The sequence below is a fragment of the Acinetobacter sp. ACNIH3 genome, from assembly GCF_002918965.1.
In the GTDB taxonomy this organism is placed as follows: domain Bacteria; phylum Pseudomonadota; class Gammaproteobacteria; order Pseudomonadales; family Moraxellaceae; genus Acinetobacter; species Acinetobacter schindleri.
In genome coordinates this window covers 1-992 of sequence record NZ_PQLP01000141.1, presented here as the reverse complement: position 1 = coordinate 992, position 992 = coordinate 1, and the positions used below count along the sequence as shown (strand labels likewise).

General features: G+C 37.0%; 1 protein-coding gene. It reads right to left on the bottom strand.

Annotated elements, in window-relative coordinates; all coding sequences use genetic code 11:
• Positions 1 to 881, bottom strand: an 881-nt coding sequence (locus tag C3420_RS17095; protein ID WP_135898008.1) for an IS30-like element ISAba125 family transposase, incomplete at its 3' end; no start/stop codon positions are given.
• Positions 882 to 992: the final 111 nt, after the last annotated feature.

Here is a 992-nt window from a genome sequence, read left to right as displayed (position 1 = left end):
TTTCTAGGACGAGTATTCAGTGACATGGCAACTTGATTTAAATAATGCTGATCTGCCTGATTTAAATCAATCCCTTTAGGTAAATATTGCCTAATTAAACCATTCATATTTTCGCATGTGCCTTTTTGCCAGGGTGAATGTGGGTCACAGAAATATACATCTATGCCTAAATCTTCTTCAAGTATTTTATGTTCTGCCATCTCGCGTCCACGGTCATAGGTCAACGTTTTACGCAGTTCTGCAGGTAAATATTTCAGAGCTTCAGTTAAAGCCTTGCGCACTGATTCTGCCTTTGCATCAGGTAATGTTGCCAAGATACAGAGCCGTGTATTTCGTTCAATAAGTGTTGCTATCGAACTTTTATTGTCTTTACCTTTAATTAAATCAGCTTCCCAATGACCCGGTATTTTTCTTTCTTGAACTTCGGCTGGGCGCTCATGAATAGTTTTAATATCCTGTAATATAGAATCTTTTTTAGGTTCACCGTTAGCTTTTCGCTTTTTATTTTCATGACGCAGACAGGATAATAAGTCTTTTTTCAACTCACCCTTTGGTAATGCTCGTATCGTTGAATAAATCGTTGTATGGCTTACATTCATTGTTTGATCCAAATCAGGAAATGTCTTTAAACGCTTTGCTATTTGCTGAGGAGACCATAAACAACGGATCGCTTCAACAATAAATTTCCAGAGGATTGAATCGATTTTGAGTTTTCTGTGACCACGTCTACGTCTAGCGAAGGTGTTATCAGAAGCATATCGAGCTTGATAAACGTCATTGATGCTATTTCTTTTAAGCTCACGATAGATCGTACTAGGATGTCTTTTAATGAGTTCAGCAAATTTTCTGGCTGAAAAGCCTTCTTTTCTTGACTCAAGCATTAATGCAGTACGATCTTCAAAGTTAAGATGATGGTATGACAATTTTATATACTCCATAAACCCTTTAAATTAATTAGGTGGTTTATGTCGCACTTCAAGTTTTACTCTGCC